General features: G+C 70.9%; 16 protein-coding genes. 7 read left to right on the top strand and 9 right to left on the bottom strand.

Annotated features, from left to right (window positions below; all coding sequences use genetic code 11):
• Positions 1-319 precede the first annotated feature (319 nt).
• The 3 genes from AQJ58_RS11625 to AQJ58_RS11615 all read right to left on the bottom strand — a co-directional run bounded on the left by AQJ58_RS11625 (position 320) and on the right by AQJ58_RS11615 (position 2,797).
• Positions 320-1,012, bottom strand: a complete 693-nt coding sequence (locus AQJ58_RS11625; RefSeq protein WP_067248465.1) for a cytidylyl-2-hydroxypropylphosphonate hydrolase — start codon at positions 1,010-1,012, stop codon at positions 320-322.
• Between the two features lie 72 nt (positions 1,013-1,084).
• On the bottom strand, positions 1,085-2,470 hold the full coding sequence (locus AQJ58_RS11620; RefSeq protein WP_067248463.1) for a class II fumarate hydratase: 1,386 nt from the start codon (positions 2,468-2,470) through the stop codon (positions 1,085-1,087).
• Positions 2,471-2,569: 99 nt separating this feature from the next.
• A complete protein-coding gene (locus AQJ58_RS11615) occupies positions 2,570-2,797 on the bottom strand; it encodes a hypothetical protein (protein ID WP_067248461.1) in 228 nt (75 codons plus the stop codon).
• Positions 2,798-3,246: 449 nt separating this feature from the next.
• Here AQJ58_RS11615 and AQJ58_RS11610 point away from each other — a divergent pair, with 449 nt between their 5' ends.
• Positions 3,247-4,557 (top strand): WD40 repeat domain-containing protein, encoded by a 1,311-nt coding sequence (locus AQJ58_RS11610; RefSeq protein ID WP_159056234.1) that lies wholly within the window; start codon positions 3,247-3,249, stop codon positions 4,555-4,557.
• A 74-nt stretch (positions 4,558-4,631) separates the two neighbouring features.
• On the opposite strand, the gene AQJ58_RS11605 is transcribed toward AQJ58_RS11610, so the two are convergent.
• Complete coding sequence (locus AQJ58_RS11605) at positions 4,632-6,302, bottom strand: fumarate hydratase (RefSeq protein ID WP_067248454.1); 1,671 nt, start codon at positions 6,300-6,302, stop codon at positions 4,632-4,634.
• A 159-nt stretch (positions 6,303-6,461) separates the two neighbouring features.
• On the opposite strand from AQJ58_RS11605, the gene AQJ58_RS11600 reads away from it, so the two are divergent.
• Both AQJ58_RS11600 and AQJ58_RS11595 read left to right on the top strand, forming a co-directional pair.
• On the top strand, positions 6,462-7,151 hold the full coding sequence (locus tag AQJ58_RS11600) for a DUF1707 SHOCT-like domain-containing protein (protein ID WP_067248452.1): 690 nt from the start codon (positions 6,462-6,464) through the stop codon (positions 7,149-7,151).
• Positions 7,152-7,256: 105 nt separating this feature from the next.
• Positions 7,257-7,628, top strand: a complete 372-nt coding sequence (locus AQJ58_RS11595; RefSeq protein ID WP_079078867.1) for a WhiB family transcriptional regulator — start codon at positions 7,257-7,259, stop codon at positions 7,626-7,628.
• A gap of 61 nt (positions 7,629-7,689) precedes the next feature.
• Here AQJ58_RS11595 and glpX read toward each other — a convergent pair whose 3' ends face one another.
• Positions 7,690-8,724 carry a class II fructose-bisphosphatase gene (gene glpX / locus AQJ58_RS11590; RefSeq protein WP_067248445.1) on the bottom strand — a complete coding sequence of 345 codons (1,035 nt, stop codon included), beginning with the start codon at positions 8,722-8,724 and terminating at the stop codon, positions 7,690-7,692.
• A 127-nt stretch (positions 8,725-8,851) separates the two neighbouring features.
• On the opposite strand from glpX, the gene AQJ58_RS11585 reads away from it, so the two are divergent.
• Positions 8,852-9,376: a DUF4245 domain-containing protein gene (locus AQJ58_RS11585; RefSeq protein WP_067248441.1), complete on the top strand. Its 525-nt coding sequence runs from the start codon at positions 8,852-8,854 to the stop codon at positions 9,374-9,376.
• Positions 9,377-9,440: 64 nt separating this feature from the next.
• Here AQJ58_RS11585 and AQJ58_RS11580 read toward each other — a convergent pair whose 3' ends face one another.
• The 3 genes from AQJ58_RS11580 to xseA all read right to left on the bottom strand — a co-directional run bounded on the left by AQJ58_RS11580 (position 9,441) and on the right by xseA (position 11,623).
• Positions 9,441-10,031, bottom strand: a complete 591-nt coding sequence (locus tag AQJ58_RS11580) for a malonic semialdehyde reductase (RefSeq protein WP_067248438.1) — start codon at positions 10,029-10,031, stop codon at positions 9,441-9,443.
• Positions 10,032-10,181: 150 nt separating this feature from the next.
• Positions 10,182-10,403 carry an exodeoxyribonuclease VII small subunit gene (locus AQJ58_RS11575; protein WP_067248436.1) on the bottom strand — a complete coding sequence of 74 codons (222 nt, stop codon included), beginning with the start codon at positions 10,401-10,403 and terminating at the stop codon, positions 10,182-10,184.
• The gene (gene xseA / locus AQJ58_RS11570; RefSeq protein WP_067248434.1) at positions 10,400-11,623 is read right to left on the bottom strand and encodes an exodeoxyribonuclease VII large subunit; all 1,224 of its coding nucleotides are present in this window, start codon (positions 11,621-11,623) and stop codon (positions 10,400-10,402) included. Before xseA ends, AQJ58_RS11575 begins: the two co-directional genes overlap by 4 nt.
• Positions 11,624-11,738: 115 nt before the next feature.
• On the opposite strand from xseA, the gene AQJ58_RS11565 reads away from it, so the two are divergent.
• Positions 11,739-12,770 carry a 4-hydroxy-3-methylbut-2-enyl diphosphate reductase gene (locus AQJ58_RS11565; RefSeq protein ID WP_067248430.1) on the top strand — a complete coding sequence of 344 codons (1,032 nt, stop codon included), beginning with the start codon at positions 11,739-11,741 and terminating at the stop codon, positions 12,768-12,770.
• Between the two features lie 29 nt (positions 12,771-12,799).
• Positions 12,800-13,558, top strand: coding sequence for a polyphosphate--glucose phosphotransferase (gene ppgK / locus AQJ58_RS11560; RefSeq protein ID WP_067248427.1), 759 nt, complete (start codon positions 12,800-12,802; stop codon positions 13,556-13,558).
• A gap of 84 nt (positions 13,559-13,642) precedes the next feature.
• Here the strand turns inward: ppgK and AQJ58_RS11555 are convergent, their stop codons facing one another.
• On the bottom strand, positions 13,643-14,011 hold the full coding sequence (locus AQJ58_RS11555) for a DUF6542 domain-containing protein (protein WP_067248424.1): 369 nt from the start codon (positions 14,009-14,011) through the stop codon (positions 13,643-13,645).
• Positions 14,012-15,154: 1,143 nt separating this feature from the next.
• On the opposite strand from AQJ58_RS11555, the gene ychF reads away from it, so the two are divergent.
• Complete coding sequence (gene ychF / locus AQJ58_RS11550; protein WP_067248422.1) at positions 15,155-16,243, top strand: redox-regulated ATPase YchF; 1,089 nt, start codon at positions 15,155-15,157, stop codon at positions 16,241-16,243.
• Positions 16,244-16,788: the final 545 nt, after the last annotated feature.

Here is a 16,788-nt window from a genome sequence, read left to right as displayed (position 1 = left end):
CGAATCCGTCCGTCCGGGGCTGCGCGGCGCGCACACAGTTGGTCCCGCAGAAAACCCGATACCCGGAATACCTGTCCCCGGAACGGAATTCCCGCGTGGTCAGAGGCTGTTCCTGTGCCACCGGAGGACCGGGCGCGGCTCCGGCAGCGGGCGCCGTCCGTGCTCACGGCCCCGCCGGTGTTGCCCTCGTACCCCTCGCTCACGTCCTGCCGCCCCTCGGTGACGTTCGGTCAGACCCGGTGTCGGCCCCGGGAGTTGCTGTTCGATGGTCTTGCGGAGGACGATCCTACGTTTCCTGCCCGGGGGCGCAGCAAGGGTCTCATGTGGACACGTGCGCCGGGACTCGGTCCCAGTCCTCCGGAAGCAACGGTACGGCCCAGGAGGGATCCGGGCGCCAGTGCTGCCAGCCCTTGTTGAAGGGAGCCTCCCAGGCGCCGATCACCTCCACCGCCGCTCGGCCCGCCTTGCGCGCCCGCTCGGCGACGGCGGCGTCCATCAGTCCGTCCTGCTGGGCCTGCGCGAACTCGTCCTCGTCGCGCCAGCCCCAACTGCGGTCGGGGTACACGCAGATGTCCAGAAAGTGATCCTCGGAGTCCACTCCGCCGTCCCAACGCGACAGCGGCTCCTCCAGGTTGACGTACCAGTTCTTGAACTGCCAGCCCGGCTCCCAGAACAGCCACACGGACCAGGGCTCGCCGGGCCGGGCCAGCTTCAGCACACCGGTGCCGAACCAGCGGTCGCGCTGGACGGTCCGGGGCTTGGTGTAGCGCGTCGGCAACGGCTCCTGGTGCAGCGGGGTGCCGTCGGCGAGCACGGGCTTGACGACCTGGGTGCCGGGCGCCAGCCAGACCGCGAGGAGTTCCTCGTCGTCACGGACCACGGTGACCGGGCGGGCGATGTGGAAGCCCGGGCCGCCGTTCTCCCGGTAGCGCCACAGGATCTGGTTCCCGGGCGCCCAGAACGCCGCCGTACCGCCTGTTCCCACGCGTCTCACCGCTCCACCGTCTGCCATGCACAGATATTAGGTGCCATGGGCATACGACGCTGCGGCGCGCGTCACGGTTCTGCGCGCCGCGGCGAAAGGTTACGGGCGCGTCATCCGCAGGACATCCAGGGCTTCGTCGAGTTGTTCGACCGTCAGCATGCCGCGCTCCACATACCCGCTTTCGAGGACGACGTCGCGGATCGTCCGACGCTGCGCCAGGGCCTTCTTGGCGACCTTGGCGGCCTCCTCGTAGCCGATGTACTTGTTGAGCGGGGTGACGACGGAGGGGGAGGACTCGGCGTACTCGCGGGCCCGCTCCCGGTGCGCCACGATCCCGTCCACGGTCCGGTCGGCGAGCAGCCGCGAGACGTTCGCCAGCAGCCGGATCGACTCCAGCACGTTCTTGGCGATGACCGGGAGCATGACGTTGAGCTCGAAGTTGCCGGCCGCTCCGGCGGCGGCGACGGTGGCGTCGTTGCCCATGACCTGGGCGGCGACCATCAGCACGGCCTCCGGGACGACCGGGTTCACCTTGCCGGGCATGATCGAGGACCCGGGCTGGAGGTCGGGCAGCGAGATCTCCGCCAGACCCGTCCGCGGCCCCGAGGCCATCCAGCGCAGATCGTTGGCGATCTTCGTCAGGGAGACCGCGACGGTCCGCAGCTGCCCGCTGGTCTCCACGATCCCGTCCCGGGCGCCCTGGGCCTCGAAGTGGTCCCGGGCCTCGGTCAGCGGCAGAGCGGTGGCCCGCGCCACCTCCTCGATGACGGCGGCGGAGAAACCGGGCGGGGTGTTGATCCCGGTCCCGACGGCGGTCCCGCCGAGGGGCAGTTCGGCGAGCCGGGGGAGGGAGGCGCGCAGCCGCTCCACGCCGTGACGCACCTGGGCGGCGTACCCGCCGAACTCCTGTCCGAGCGTCACGGGAGTGGCGTCCATGAGGTGGGTCCGCCCGGACTTCACCACGTCCGCGAACTCCTCGGCCTTGCGGCCGAGCGCCTCGGCGAGGTGCTCCAGGGCGGGGATCAGGTCCCGGGTGACGGCGGCGGTGGCGGCGATGTGGATCGAGGAGGGGAAGACGTCGTTCGACGACTGCGACGCGTTGACGTGGTCGTTGGGGTGGACGTCCCGGCCGAGCCGCTCGCTCGCCAGCGTGGCGATGACCTCGTTGGTGTTCATGTTCGACGACGTGCCGGACCCCGTCTGGAACACGTCCACCGGGAAGTGCGCGTCCCAGGTCCCCTCGGCCACCTCGGCGGCCGCCTCCTGGATCGCCCCGGCCACGTCCTTGTCGAGCACCCCGAGCTCGGCGTTCACCTTCGCGGCGGCACCCTTGATCCGCGCCAGCGCCTCGATGTGCGCCCGCTCGATCCGCTGCCCGGACACGGGGAAGTTCTCCACGGCCCGCTGCGTCTGCGCCCGCCACTTTGCGTCAGCGGGGACGCGTACTTCGCCCATGGAGTCGTGCTCGATGCGGTATTCGCTCATGATCCGGTCAGCACCGCGGCGGGCGGGGATGTTCCCCCGCCCGCCGTTTGATGACCCGTCCGTACCAACGGTCGTCGGTCGGTTGCCGGCCTGACGCGTTCAGCGCGAGGCGACCCAGCCGGCGACGGCGAGGAGTACGGCCGTGGCCAGAGTCAGGATCCGGATGAACGCCTTGCCGCCGGACAGCAGCGCAGCGGGTGTCGCCTCACCGGCCCTGCGGGCCAGGAACGCCGCCGCGGCACCAGCCGCAGCAGCGATGAGGACGCTCACCAGCACCGCGAGTACACCCAGGGCGACCAGCGTGGCGGCATGCGCGGAAGAGATCATGTGCAACCCCCGGTTCGGGACAGCCACGGCGGCAACCTGCCGGCCGTGTGCGGCAACTGCACCGGGACGACGCGGCATCCGGCACGCGGTTCGGATAGCCCACCCGCGAACCGGGTATTGACCCAGGTCGGTGGCACGGCACGGGGCCTGCCGCGGCTGTCCGACGTCCAGTCGGACAGTCTTTCGGACTGGTCCTGGGCGGGGAAGGGACGGCCGGAATGGCGGTCGGGAAAACCGAAGAACCCGAGTCGGAGGACCCGGACTCCCGGTTCCGGCGTCATCTCCTGGACCTGGGTCGGCTGCGGAGACAGGTCGGCACGGCCGTGTCATGGAACGCCCTGGCGAGGGAGCTGCTCGTTCCGCGGCCCGACGCGACCGCGAAACGATCGACGATCTCTGGCTGGCTCACCCAGGGGCACCGGCCCGATGAGAGTGAAGACCTTGTCATCGTGGCCGCGCTGATCATCGACGAGGCACGCAAGAAGGGTGCCGACGTGGACGGCGGGCTGCTCGACGAACTGGCCCTGGTCGACTGGGCGGCCGAACACCTGGAAGCCGGCCGCTCCCTCCAGCCCACCCGTGTCCGCCAGGCACGCGTCGCCCGTACGGCCCGGGCGGCCAACCGCACGGCGGTGGCCGACGGCGGCACCTCGCAGACCCCACCGGACATCTCCGAGGGACTCCCGGGCCCCGAGCGGGTGGCCGCACGGAGCGAGTCCGCCCCGCGCGGTCCGCATCGGCCGACGGCGCGTCGGCGCCTGCTGCAGTCCGTCTGCCTCGGCACCTTCGCCGGGCTCGGCGCGCTCACCACCTGGTCGTCCCGCGCGCTGCGGCACGAGCCCTCGTGGTCCGCCGTACGCACCGTCGCCCAGCCCGAGGGCAGCCAGCTACTGAGCGGTCCCGTCTTCAGCCCGGACGGATCGATTTTCGCGGCCACTGGAACCAACAGCTCCGGGGAGGCCGAGATCTACCTGTGGCGCACCGAGACGGGCAGACTGCTCGGGATCATGGACGAGGGCAGTCGCTTCGAGCGGCAGGCTGCCTTCAGCCCGGACGGGAAGGTGCTGGCCACGGCTGCCGGCGGTCCCGAAAGCACCGTCTCCTTCTGGGGGGTCGACGACCGGCGACGGTTGGCCGTGTCCGACCGCGGAATGTTCGACCGCTACGTCATCGCCTACAGCGCGGACGGCAAGTCCCTCGTCGTCGCCACGACCGGACCGGGCGGCAGCGTCTCGGTCTGGGACACGGCCCTGAAGCGCGAGGTCGCCTCACTCCCGCAGGCACCCGGCGGTGCCTCGGCGCTGAGCGTGAGCGTCGACGGCAGCGCGCTGGCCGCCGTCGGAGCCGACGGTGAGGCCAAACTGTGGGCGCTCGGCACGAGACGGCTCCGCTGCTCCGTGGCCGACGACAAGGACGCGCTCAACTGCGTGGCCGTGTCCGCCGACGGAGGGCTTCTGGCCACGGGCACCGTGGGTGGGCGCGTCGCGCTGTGGAACGGGGCGACAGGGCGCCGCGTGTACCAGGCCGTCTCGCCCGACCGCCCCGGGCCTGTGTGGTCCCTCGCCTTCTGTGGCCGGCCGGGTCTGCTCTGCGCGAGTATCGGGGAGCACGCCGAGGTCGCGGTCTGGGACCTCTCCGGCTACCGGCGCACCTGGCTGCCCGCGGAGGCGGAAGGCACCATGGCCGTGTCGTTCAGCCCCGACGGGCGCTGGCTGGCCGGGACGCGGCGAAGCGAGATCGTGTTGTGGGCACGTGGATGACGCAGTCGGGCGACGCCCCGCCCGGGACGGCACTGCCCCGCCGTGCTCGGAGGGGCAGTGCCGGACGTCTGCCGTCAGACGAGCCCGGGACCCCGGACCGGAATCGACGTGAACGTCGGGGCCGGGGCCGGGTCCTTGAAGAAGTCGTTGCCCTTGTCGTCGACGACGACGAACGCGGGGAAGTCCTCGACCTCGATCTTCCAGACCGCCTCCATGCCGAGCTCCTCGTACTCGACGACCTCGACCTTCTTGATGCAGTCCTGGGCGAGACGGGCGGCCGGCCCGCCGATGGAGCCGAGGTAGAAGCCGCCGTGGCGCCCGCACGCGTCGGTGACCTGCTGGGAGCGGTTGCCCTTGGCCAGCATCACCTTGGAGCCGCCCGCCGCCTGGAACTGCTCGACGTAGGAGTCCATCCGTCCGGCGGTGGTCGGGCCGAAGGAGCCGGACGCGTACCCCTCGGGGGTCTTGGCCGGACCCGCGTAGTACACCGGGTGGTCCTTCAGGTACTGCGGCATCTCCTCGCCCGCGTCCAGCCGCTCCTTGATCTTGGCGTGCGCGATGTCCCGCGCCACGACCAGCGGGCCGGTCAGGGAGAGCCGGGTCTTCACCGGGTACTTCGTCAGCTCGGCGAGGATGTCGTCCATCGGCTGGTTGAGGTCGATGCGGACCACGTCCTCGTCGGCGGAGTCGAGGTGCTCGTCCGTCGTCTCCGGCAGGAACCGCGCCGGGTCGGTCTCCAGCTGCTCCAGGAAGACGCCCTCGGCGGTGATCTTCGCGACGGCCTGGCGGTCGGCGGAGCAGGACACCGCGATCGCGACCGGGCAGGACGCGCCGTGCCGGGGCAGCCGCACCACGCGCACGTCGTGGCAGAAGTACTTGCCGCCGAACTGCGCGCCGATGCCGATCTTCTGCGTCAGCTCGAAGACCTTCTCCTCCAGCTCCTTGTCCCGGAATCCGTGCCCGAGCTCCGAGCCCTCCGCCGGGATCTCGTCGAGGTAGTGCGCGGAGGCGTACTTCGCCGTCTTCAGCGCGTACTCCGCGGACGTGCCGCCGACGACGATCGCCAGGTGGTACGGCGGGCAGGCGGCCGTACCCAGCGAGCGGATCTTCTCCTCCAGGAACTTCATCATGGACGCCTCGTTGAGGACGGCCTTCGTCTCCTGGTAGAGGAAGCTCTTGTTGGCGCTGCCGCCGCCCTTGGCCATGAACAGGAACTTGTACGCGCCGCCGTCGGTGGCGTAGAGCTCGATCTGCGCCGGCAGGTTGGAGCCGGTGTTCTTCTCGTCCCACATGGTGAGCGGGGCCATCTGCGAGTACCGCAGGTTGAGCTTGGTGTAGGCGTCGTAGATACCCCGGCTGAGGGCCTCCTCGTCGCCGCCCGAGGTCAGCACGTTCTGGCCGCGCTTGCCCATGACGATCGCCGTGCCCGTGTCCTGGCACATCGGCAGGACGCCCGCCGCCGCGATGTTGGCGTTCTTCAGCAGGTCCAGCGCGACGAACTTGTCGTTGCCCGACGCGTCGGGGTCGTCGATGATCCGCCTGAGCTGCGCCAGGTGGGCCGGCCGCAGATAGTGCTGGATGTCGTGGATCGCCTCCGCGGCGAGCTTGCGCAGCGCCTCCGGCTCCACCTTGAGGAACGTCCGCCCGTCGGCCTCGAAGGTGGAGACACCCTCGGAGGTCACCAGCCGGTACGGGGTGGTGTCCTCTCCCATGGGGAGCAGATCGGTGTACGCGAACTCAGGCATCGCAGCCCATTCCTCACTCTGCAGACGGCGGCCCGCCGACACTGGCGGGCCTCACCAGCCTAGAACCTGCGGGGAGCACGGAGGTTGTGAGGTAAGGCTCAGTTCGATCCGGCCGAGCGGGGACTATCGCGATCTATCGTGTTTGGGTACGCTGGTCCCGTGGACCTTCAGAAGCAGACCGCTGCCGCCCCCACACCGCCCACCCCGCTGCGCGCCTCGGACGCCGACCGCGACCGCGTCGCCGACATCCTGCGCGAGGCCCTGGCCGAGGGCCGGCTGACCGCCGACGAGCACGCCGAGCGCGTGGAGGGCGTGCTGGCCGCCAAGACGGTCGGCGAACTGGAGGTCTTCATCCGGGACCTGCCCGCCGCCCACGCCCGCCGGACGGCACCCGTCGGCGCCCCGAGCCACCCCGACCGCGGCGCGATCCCCGCCGACCCCGACGACAACGTGGTCGCGGTGTTCAGCAGCGCCAGCCGCCGGGGCCGCTGGCGCGCGGGCCGCCGTATCCACGCGTACGCGGTCTTCGGCAGCGTCGAGATCGACCTCAGCGAGGCACTCTTCGAGTACCAGCAGGTCATGATCAAGGCCTGGTCCGTCTTCGGTAACGTCGAGGTGTACGTCCCGGAGAACGTGTCGCTGCGCGGCACCGGCGGCGGCGTCCTCGGCAACTTCGAGGTGGACGCCCTCGACTCGCCCGAACCGGACGCCCCCGTGGTCTACGTCGACGGCTGGGCGGTGCTCGGCAACATCGAGGGCCGGCCGAAGCGCGGCAGACGTGTCGCGGACATCCTCGATCGCGTGCAGCGCAAGGTCGACAAGGGTTTGCGCAAACACCTGGGCCATTGACGGTCGTGAATCAGCGGTTCGGGACGCAGTGCATAGGCGCGCGTACAGCGGGTAGGCCTTGCTGCATCGTCTCTCGCTCGCGAAGCCGTCGTCAGGAGTAGACCCGTGCTGCAACCGCCGCATTCGTCCCTGCAGGTCGCCGCCGTTCCGGCCCAGCGGGTGCCAGCGCGCGACCAAGATGCTCCCTGGCATACCGAGGCGGTGTGCCGACGCGACGAGGCCGGTTTGTTCTTCGCTCCCTCCAAGGAGCCCACCGCCGCCCGCCTCTCCCGCGAAGAGGCCGCGAAGCGGGTGTGCGCCCGCTGCCCCGTCATGGTGGAGTGCCGGGAGCACGCCCTGCTCCAGCCCGAGCCCTACGGCGTCTGGGGCGGCCTGACCGCCGCCGAACGCCGGGTCGTCCTGGCCCGACGCCGCCGCCGCGACATGGAACTGAAGAAGGCCGCCAGAACGGCCGGCCGCATAGCGCAGGCGGGCTAGGGGGAGCCGCCGACGCGGAAGTGGGCGCCCCCTCCGCACCGGGGGCGCCCACTTCTTGACGTTACTTGGCCCGGTCGAAGTCGATCGCGCTGTACGCCCGCAGCTTGCTGAGCCGGTGCTCGGAATCGATCCGCCGGACCGTTCCCGACCGCGAGCGCATCACGATCGAGTCGGTCGTCGCCGTCTCCGAGCGGTAACGCACCCCGCGCAGCAGCTCCCCGTCCGTGATGCCGGTGGCGACGAAGAACACGTTCTCGCCCTTGACCAGGTCCTCGGTCGTCAGCACCCGGTCGAGATCGTGCCCCGCGTCGATCGCCCGCTGCCGCTCCTCGTCGTCCTTGGGCCAGAGCTTGCCCTGGATGGTGCCGCCCAGGCACTTCACCGCGCAGGCCGAGATGATGCCCTCCGGCGTTCCGCCGACGCCGAGCAGCAGGTCGATGCCGGTGCCCTCGCGCAGTGCCAGGATCGAGCCGGCCACATCGCCGTCGGAGATCAGCTTGATGCGCGCGCCGGTGTCCCGGATCTCCTTGATCATGCCCTCGTGCCGCGGCCGGTCCAGGATGACGACCGTGACGTCCTCCGGGGTGGCCCGCTTGGCCTTGGCGACCCGCCGGATGTTGACCTCGACGGGTGCGTTGATGTCGACGAACTCGGCCGCCTCGGGGCCGGTGACCAGCTTGTCCATGTAGAACACGGCGGACGGGTCGAACATCGCGCCCCGCTCGGTCGCCGCGAGCACCGCGATCGCGTTCGGCATGCCCTTGGCCGTCAGCGTGGTCCCGTCGATCGGGTCGACGGCGATGTCCACCTCCGGCCCGGTGCCGTCGCCGACGCGCTCGCCGTTGAACAGCATCGGCGCCTCGTCCTTCTCGCCCTCACCGATGACGACGACGCCGTTCATCGAGACGGTCGAGACGAGGGTCCGCATCGCGCGCACCGCGGCACCGTCGGCGCCGTTCTTGTCACCGCGCCCCACCCAGCGGCCCGCGGCCATCGCGGCGGCTTCGGTCACACGGACCAGTTCCAGGGCGAGGTTGCGGTCGGGGGCTTCGGAAGGGACATCGAGTTCGGACGGCAGATGATGGTGCTCGGTCATCGGAGCGCACCTTTCTGATACGACGACGGCCGGATGAGGGTTCGGTACTCGACTCTATCGCCAGTCCGACAAAATGAGCAGGGGACCCCACGGATGAGCGGGCTGAGCACCTGCGACGATAGGGGGCGTGGCAGGTTCGAACGGCAAGCAGAAGACGGCCCGGGACATGATTCTCTCCCTGGGCCTCATCGTCATCGCGGCGTATGTGATCTACCTCTTCGTCCCGCACGACGAGACGGCTCCCGACGTCAAGCGGGTCGACTACCGCGTCGAGCTGCTCACGGCCCGCCGCGCGGCGTCGTACCCGGTGGCCGCGCCCGAGGGCCTGCCCGAGAGCTGGAAGGCGACCTCCGTGCGCTTCCGGGGGGCCGACTCCGACTCCTGGCATCTCGGCTTCCACACTCCCGACGGGGAGTACGTCGCGATCGAGCAGTCGACTCAGAAGCGCGCGGACTTCATCGAGGAGGCGAGCCAGGGCGCCGAGGCGACCAAGATCACCGAGGACATCGCCGGCCGCACCTGGACCCGCTACACCGGCGGGCGCTACGACGCCCTCGTCCTCCAGGGCACCGACGGCTCCACGACGGTGGTCGCGGGTACGGCGTCCTTCGACCGTCTGACGGAGATGGCGAAGGCGCTGAAGACGGCGTGAGCACCCCCTGACATGCGAAGAGGCCCCCGGTCAGCCGGGGGCCTCTTCGTCTGTGCGGGGTCGCTCAGACGGTGGTGACGACGTCGTCGTAGGCGAGGCGCGGGGAACGCGGGTAGGAGGCGTCCGGGCCGGGCTTGCCGATGTTGATCACCATCAGCGGGGTGTGGTCGTCGTCGAGGAACTCCTTGCGGACGCCCTCGAAGTCCAGGCCGGTCATCGGGCCGGCGGCCAGACCGGCGGCGCGGATGCCGATGATGAAGTACGCGGCCTGGAGGGCGGCGTTCATCCCGGCGGCGCCCTCGCGGGCCGCGCGCTCGGCGAAGAAGAGGTCCTTGGCCTGCGGGAAGGCCGGGAACAGGGTCGGCAGCTCCTCGTGGAACTCGTTGTCCGCGGAGAGGATCGCGACCAGGGGGGCGGTGGACGTCTTGTCCTTGTTGCCGTCGGCCATGTGCTGGACCAGGCGCTCGCGGGCCTCGGCCGAGCGGACCAGGGTGATGCGCAGGGGGGTCTGGTTGAAGGCGGTCGGGCCGAACTTGACCAGGTCGTAGATCGCCTGGATCTGCTCGTCGGTCACCTGCTCGTCGGTGAAGGTGTTCGCGGTGTGGGCCTCGCGGAACAGCAGGTCCTGGGCGGCGGGGTCAAGAACGAGAGACATGCGTGTGGACTTTCTGGTGTGGGGCGCCTGACTCCGTTCCGGACCGTGGTCCGGATCGGCTGATGGGACGACCGTACGCGAAGAGAGATTCAAGCTTCAACAAAAGACGGAAGCGGGTGACCCGGCTCACAGTGCCACCCCGAGGCGCGCTCACTCGCCGTCCGACTCCCCCTCCTCGGCCAGCGCCGCGTCCAGCCGCGCCCGCGCGCCCTCCAGCCAGCGCCGGCACACCTTGGCCAGCTCCTCCCCGCGCTCCCACAGGGCCAGCGACTCCTCCAGCGTCGTACCCCCCGCCTCCAGACGTCGTACGACATCGATCAGCTCGTCCCGGGCCTGCTCGTACCCGAGGGCTTCCTCGGCCTTGCTCGTCATGCGGGTCCTTCCCTCTCCTCGACTCGAACCGCGAACTCGCCCTCGGCGACCCGCGCGCGCAGTACCTCCGCCACGCCCACCTCGCCCGGATCCCGGACCGCGTGCCCGTCGGCCCGCTGCAGCACCGCGTACCCCCGCTTCAGCGTCGCGGCCGGCGAGAGGGCCACCACGCGCGCGTGCGTGTGCGTCAGCTCCGAGTCGGCACGGTCCAGCAGATGCCCGAGCGTGCGCCGGGACCGCTCGACGAGCGAGGTGACCTGGTCGGCGCGCTCCTCGACCATCCGGTGCGGATCCTGTATGACCGGCCGCCCCAGCGCGTGCGCCAGGCCGCGCTCCTCCCGCTCCACGAACGCCTGGGCACACCGCCGCGCCCGCCCGCGCAGCATCCGCACCCGCTCCAGCTCCTCGCCGACGTCCGGGACGACCTTCTTGGCGGCGTCCGTGGGCGTGGAGGCCCGCAGATCGGCGACATGGTCGAGGAGCGGAGAGTCCGGCTCGTGCCCGATGGCCGAGACCACGGGCGTACGACAGGCGGCGACCGCCCGCACCAGCTGCTCGTCGGAGAACGGCAGCAGATCCTCCACACTGCCGCCGCCCCGCGCCACGACGATCACGTCGACCTCGGGGACCTCGTCCAGCTCCTTCACGGCCTGGACGACCTGCGCCACCGCGTGCACCCCCTGCACGGCGACATTGCGCACCTCGAAGCGGACCGCGGGCCAGCGGTGCCGGGCGTTCTCCAGCACATCACGCTCCGCGGCCGACGCCCGCCCGCACACCAGCCCGATCAGCTGCGGCAGAAAGGGCAGCGGCTTCTTCCGGTCGGCCGCGAACAGCCCCTCCGCCGCCAGCGACTTCTTCAGCTGCTCCAGCCGGGCCAGCAGCTCCCCGACCCCCACCGGCCTTATCTCCACGGCCCGCAGCGACAACTGCCCCCGCGGCGCATACCACTCGGGCTTCGCGTGCACGACGACCCGGGCGCCCTCCCCGACGACGTCCGCGACGGCGTCGAAGACCTGCCGGTAGCAGGTCACGCCCACCGAGATGTCGTGCGAGGGGTCCCGCAGCGTCAGGAACACGACGCCCGCCCCGGGACGCCGCGACAACTGGGTGATCTGCCCCTCGACCCACACGGCGCCGAGCCGCTCGATCCACCCCCCGATGAGCCGGGACACCTCGCCGACGGGCAGCGGGGCGTCCGCGGACGTGTTCACAGCCATGCGACCGAGAGTATCGGCAGGCACCGACAACACCGCCGAGCGCTCGCGGCGGGCGCCGGACGGTACGGCGGCGACCTTACGAGACGGTACGGCGGGCGGCCTTACGATGGGACACATGACTGCTTCGCCAGCCCGCCGCCGTGTCCTGCTCGCCGCTCCCCGGGGCTACTGCGCGGGTGTGGACCGCGCCGTGATCGCCGTCGAGAAGGCCCTGGAGCAGTACGGCGCCCCGGTCTACGTCCGGCACGAGATCGTCCACAACAAGTACGTCGTGCAGACCCTGGAGAAGAAGGGCGCGATCTTCGTCGAGCGGACCGAGGAGGTCCCGCCGGGCAACATCGTGATGTTCTCCGCGCACGGCGTCGCCCCCGTCGTCCACGAGGAGGCCGCGCGCGGCAGGCTCGCCACGATCGACGCGACCTGCCCCCTGGTCACCAAGGTGCACAAGGAGGCCGTCCGTTTCGCCCAGGACGACTACGACATCCTCCTGATCGGCCACGAGGGACACGAGGAGGTCATCGGCACCTCCGGCGAGGCCCCCGACCACATCCAGCTCGTCGACGGCCCGGGCGATGTCGCCAAGGTGGAGGTCCGCGACCCCTCCAAGGTCGTCTGGCTGTCCCAGACCACCCTCTCGGTCGACGAGACCATGGAGACGGTCGACGCCCTCAAGGAGAAGTTCCCGCAGCTCATCTCCCCGCCGAGCGACGACATCTGCTATGCCACGCAGAACCGTCAGCTCGCCGTGAAGCAGATGGGCGCCGAGGCCGAACTGGTCATCGTGGTCGGCTCGCGCAACTCCTCCAACTCCAAGCGGCTCGTCGAGGTCGCCAAGCTGGCCGGTGCGCGCGCCTCGTACCTGGTGGACTTCGCGAGCGAGATCGACGAGGCCTGGCTGGAGGGCGTGAGCACCGTCGGTGTCACCTCCGGCGCCTCCGTCCCCGAGGTCCTCGTCGAGGAGGTCCTCGCCTTCCTCGCCGAGCGTGACTACGCCGACGTCGAGCTGGTCAAGGCGGCCGACGAGCACATCACCTTCTCGCTCCCCAAGGAGCTGCGCCGCGACCTCCGCGAGGAGGCGGCGGCGCTGGTGGCGGCGCGTGGCGGCAGCGGTGCCGCGGACTCCCCGGGGGCCGTCTCGGGCGAGTGACGGTCAGTCGTCCGTCGTAACGTAGGGCCATGCAGATCTTCGGCGTGGACATCGGCGGATCAGGGATCAAGGGCGCCCCTGTGGACCTGGACAGGGGCGACCTCGCTCAGGAGCGCCTCAAAGTGCTCACCCCGCATCCGGCGACGCCCGATGCGGTGGCCGACGGTGTCCAGGAAGTCGTCGAGCACTTCGGCTGGACCGGACCGGTCGGCCTCACCTTCCCCGGTGTGGTCACCGGCGGCTCCCACATCCGTACGGCGGCCAACGTCGACAAGGCCTGGATCGACACCGACGCGCGCGCGTTGTTCAGCGAACGGCTGGGCGGCCTCCCGGTGACCGTCGTCAACGACGCGGACGCGGCGGGCGTCGCCGAGATGGCCTTCGGCGCCGGCCGCGGCCGCGAGGGCACGGTCATCCTGCTGACCTTCGGCACGGGCATCGGCAGCGCCGTCTTCACGGACGGCGTCCTCGTCCCCAACACCGAACTCGGCCACCTCGAACTGAACGGCCACGACGCCGAGAAGCGGGCCTCCAGCAAGGCGAAGGACGACCACGAGCTGACCTGGGAACACTGGGCCCGCCGGGTCACCAAGTACCTCGCCCACGTCGAGATGCTGTTCTCCCCGGAGCTCTTCATCATCGGCGGTGGAGTCAGCCGCAAGTCGGAGAAGTTCCTGCACTGCATCGAGGGCATCAAGGCGGAGGTCGTCCCGGCGCAGCTACAGAACAACGCGGGAATCGTGGGCGCGGCGATGAGGGCGACGGCGGGGGGCGGCCGGGCGGTCTGAGCTTCGCGTTCGTGTCCGGGGCGGGGGCCGGGGTAGGTCCGGGGCGGGTTCGGCTTCGGGTTCGGGTTCGGGTTCGGCTTCGGATCAGGAAGCCCGGCGTGAGGGGTGTGGACCTCGCGTTGCGTGTGCGGCGGTCCGGCGGCGGGCCGTGGCCCGGCGTACGCCCCGTACGAGGACGGTCGCGGCCGTGAGGAGCGTGCCGGCGTAGAGCCAACCGGCCTGCGCGGCCAGCGCCGTGGCCAGCCCCATCAGCCGGGCCCCGAGCCTGTCCGCGCCCCCGGCGAGGGGCAGCAGCCCCACGGCGAAGGCGATGGGCACGACGACGGGCGCCGACAGCAGATCCCCCGGCCGCACCCACAGCGCGACCAGCAGACACACCGGCAGGAACAACACGCCGTACACGGTCAGCGAGCCGCTGAACAGCAACTCGTCCACACCCCCCAGCGCGAGCATCACCAGCCCACCGAACAGCCCACTCCCCAGCCCGGTGAGCCGGGGGTTCGGCCCCGGGGCCGCGTCCGCTCGGGCGTACCTGGCGGGGGAGGGGGGCGCGCCGGGGGAGGAGGGGCGGGTGTTGGGTGTGGGGCGGTGGGTGGGGGAGGGGCGGCTCTTTGGGGTGGGGCGGTTCGCGGGAGATGGGCGGCCCTTGGGGGTAGAGCGGCCGGCGGGGGCAGGGCGACTCGTGGGGGTAGCGCGGTCAGTGGGGGTGGGGCGGCGCGTGGGAGAGGGGCGCGTATTGGCCGAGGGGTGCTTGTTGGCCGAGGGGCGCTCGTGGGGCGAGGGACGCTTGTTGGGCAAGGGACGCTCGTTGGGCGAAGGACTGCCGCTGGGGTAGGGGCGTCGGTCCGGGGAGGCGGGCCCGGCAGGGGGGGATCCGTCAGCCGGGGAGGGCCGGTCGCCACGAAAACGCCCGGCACCTGGGAAGGGGCGACCGGCTGGGCGTGGTCCAACGCTTGGCGAGGTGCGGACCGGGGCCGGGCGGGAGGCCCCCGACGGGCGCCGTGGCCTAGGCCTGGCGGGCAGCTTCATGGGCCGGGGCGGCACCGCCGGGCGAGGTGGCACCGAGGGGCGGCCGGCCTCGGCGTCGGCCGGGGCCGACCTGGGCCCCCACCCGCACGCGGAATCCGTTACCGAACCTCCTGACCCTGCCCCTGACCCCGTTGCCGGACTCCCCGCGTGATCCGCAACCGGACCCCCAGGCCCCCTCCCCGCAGCACCGGCGGCCGATTCCCCGCCGCTCTCCCCGTGTGTCCGCAGCTCAAGGCGTGCCTCCGTCCCGGTCCTCACCCCCGTGGGGGTTTCCCGGGCCGCCTGGGGCGGCAGAGCCGGCGGCGGTGGCGAAGGCGGCTCGCGGCGCGTCGGGCTCTGCGGGGGGCGCGTCCTGTGTTGCTCCACTGCACCAACTTAGGTCGGTTTATGTGCCGAATCGGGTGTCGGACACGCCGAGGGGCGGACGCTGGCCACGCGTTCGACTGGGCCGCAGGCCCCGTGCCCGGCACGCCGTAAACTGGTGGATCGGTCGGCCTCTGGCCCGCCCGCCCCGGCCCTCTCCACGGGAACCGGCCCCCTGGCCCTCTGACTACGGGAAGTCGCAACGTGTCGCTCACGATCGGAATCGTCGGTCTGCCGAATGTCGGCAAGTCGACCCTGTTCAACGCCCTGACCAAGAACGACGTGCTGGCGGCCAACTACCCGTTCGCCACGATCGAGCCGAACGTCGGCGTGGTCGGCGTCCCCGACGCCCGCCTCACCAAGCTGGCCGAGATCTTCTCCTCCCAGCGGATCCTCCCGGCGACGGTCGACTTCGTCGACATCGCCGGCATCGTGCGCGGTGCCTCCGAGGGCGAGGGCCTCGGCAACAAGTTCCTGGCGAACATCCGTGAGTCCGACGCGATCTGCCAGGTCATCCGTGCCTTCAAGGACGAGAACGTCGTGCACGTCGACGGCAAGGTCTCGCCCAAGGACGACATCGAGACGATCAACACCGAGCTGATCCTGGCGGACCTCCAGACGATCGAGAAGGTCCTCCCGCGCCTCCAGAAGGAGTCGCGCATCAAGAAGGACGTGGCCCCCAAGGTCAAGGCCGTCGAGGAGGCCAAGGAGATCCTGGAGAAGGGCGACACGCTGTTCTCCCAGGGCATCGTCCAGGGCGGCGAGCGCGCTGAACTCCTGCACGACCTGCACCTGCTCACCACCAAGCCGTTCCTCTACGTCTTCAATGTCGACGAGGACGAGCTGACCGACGACGGCTTCAAGGACGAGCAGCGCGCCCTGGTCGCCCCGGCCGAGGCGATCTTCCTCAACGCCAAGCTGGAGGCGGACCTCGCCGAGCTGGACGAGGCGGACGCCATGGAACTGCTGGAGTCGGTCGGCGCCGAGGAGCCCGGCCTCGCGACCCTCGCCCGCGTCGGCTTCGACACCCTCGGCCTCCAGACCTACCTCACGGCCGGCCCGAAGGAGTCCCGCGCCTGGACCATCAAGAAGGGCGCGACGGCCCCCGAGGCGGCCGGTGTCATCCACACCGACTTCCAGAAGGGCTTCATCAAGGCCGAGGTCATCTCCTTCGCCGACCTGGTGGAGACCGGCTCGGTCACCGAGGCCCGCGCCAAGGGCAAGGCCCGCATGGAGGGCAAGGACTACGTCATGCAGGACGGCGACGTCGTGGAGTTCCGCTTCAACGTCTGATACATCCGGCGGAAGGCCGTCTGACCTGCGGCGGAGCGGGTTGGGCGGCCTTTGCTCTCCGCGCAGAGTCCGCAGCGTGCTGACTTCGGTCAGCGCGCGGGGGGAGCGGCTACGCCGCTTCGTCGGCCTGTGGCCGGCGTCGGCGGACTGGTCCGCGTACGCCTTGTCGACGGCGGCCCGGGTCCGCTCCTCGGAGTCGGGCCACAGGTGGGTGTAGATGTTCGGCGTCATGGCCGCATTGGTGTGGCCGAGGCGCTCGGAGACCGTCTTCTCGGACTCGCCGTGCTTGATCAGCAGGCTGGGCGCAGTGATGCCGCAGGGCATGAGGTCCCGTGCCTTTCGCTATGCCGGCCTTCGCGCAGGCGGGCCGCCAGGACCCGTCCATGAAGTGCGTGTAGACCACGGGTCCGCCCTGCGGTGCCGTGAAGAACCAGCCCCCTCGGGCCCGTCGGCGGGAAACCCCGCGGGTGGGCCTTCATCGCATCCACCGCCATGCGGGGGAGCGGGACGGTGCGGTGCTTCTCCACGGCGGTCTCACTGGGAGG

Source organism: Streptomyces sp. DSM 15324, from assembly GCF_001514285.1.
Classification (GTDB): domain Bacteria; phylum Actinomycetota; class Actinomycetes; order Streptomycetales; family Streptomycetaceae; genus Streptomyces.
The sequence above is the reverse complement of the archived record's forward strand: the minus strand, read 5'-3'. Positions and strand labels throughout refer to the sequence as shown.

What these genes read in the sequence shown, in the direction of transcription:
- AQJ58_RS11625 (WP_067248465.1), bottom strand. Translation starts at nt 1,012, where the DNA reads ATGGCAGACGGTGGAGCGGTGAGACGCGTGGGAACAGGCGGTACGGCG.
- AQJ58_RS11620 (WP_067248463.1), bottom strand. Translation starts at nt 2,470, where the DNA reads ATGAGCGAATACCGCATCGAGCACGACTCCATGGGCGAAGTACGCGTC.
- AQJ58_RS11615 (WP_067248461.1), bottom strand. Translation starts at nt 2,797, where the DNA reads ATGATCTCTTCCGCGCATGCCGCCACGCTGGTCGCCCTGGGTGTACTC.
- AQJ58_RS11605 (WP_067248454.1), bottom strand. Translation starts at nt 6,302, where the DNA reads ATGCCTGAGTTCGCGTACACCGATCTGCTCCCCATGGGAGAGGACACC.
- glpX (WP_067248445.1), bottom strand. Translation starts at nt 8,724, where the DNA reads ATGACCGAGCACCATCATCTGCCGTCCGAACTCGATGTCCCTTCCGAA.
- AQJ58_RS11580 (WP_067248438.1), bottom strand. Translation starts at nt 10,031, where the DNA reads ATGTCTCTCGTTCTTGACCCCGCCGCCCAGGACCTGCTGTTCCGCGAG.
- AQJ58_RS11575 (WP_067248436.1), bottom strand. Translation starts at nt 10,403, where the DNA reads ATGACGAGCAAGGCCGAGGAAGCCCTCGGGTACGAGCAGGCCCGGGAC.
- xseA (WP_067248434.1), bottom strand. Translation starts at nt 11,623, where the DNA reads ATGGCTGTGAACACGTCCGCGGACGCCCCGCTGCCCGTCGGCGAGGTG.
- AQJ58_RS11565 (WP_067248430.1), top strand. Translation starts at nt 11,739, where the DNA reads ATGACTGCTTCGCCAGCCCGCCGCCGTGTCCTGCTCGCCGCTCCCCGG.
- ppgK (WP_067248427.1), top strand. Translation starts at nt 12,800, where the DNA reads ATGCAGATCTTCGGCGTGGACATCGGCGGATCAGGGATCAAGGGCGCC.
- AQJ58_RS11555 (WP_067248424.1), bottom strand. Translation starts at nt 14,011, where the DNA reads ATGCTCGCGCTGGGGGGTGTGGACGAGTTGCTGTTCAGCGGCTCGCTG.